This window comes from Seonamhaeicola marinus (assembly GCF_008085455.1).
Genome location: NZ_VSDQ01000174.1, coordinates 1 through 352, shown reverse-complemented (window position 1 = coordinate 352; position 352 = coordinate 1). Strand labels below are relative to the sequence as shown.

Genomic DNA, 352 nt, shown 5'->3' with positions numbered 1-352 from the left:
AACAGCAAACATTACAACAAGTAAAATCAATAAAAAACAATTCTTACAAAACTTAGGCAGCATAAATTTTTATTAATAGAGTGTTTGGTTTATTTTTGTTTACAAAGGTACTATTCTTAGAATTAAATTCATTTAATATGCAAACAGAAAAAGTTGTTAAACATATTGTAAATTGGCTAAAAAACTACGCTACTAATGCTGGTGTAAATGGTTTTGTTGTTGGTGTATCTGGCGGAATAGACTCTGCAGTTACATCTACTTTATGTGCTGAAACCGGTTTAAAAGTTTTAGTTGTTGAAATGCCTATACACCAAGCTGAAAGCCACGTAAGTAGAGCACAAGAACATATTAC

Annotated in this window: 1 pseudogene; it reads left to right on the top strand. The window is 30.4% G+C overall.

Annotated features, from left to right (window positions below):
• Nucleotides 1-137: 137 nt before the first annotated feature.
• A pseudogene (locus FUA24_RS02850) lies at nucleotides 138-352 on the top strand (NAD(+) synthase); the annotation flags it as partial.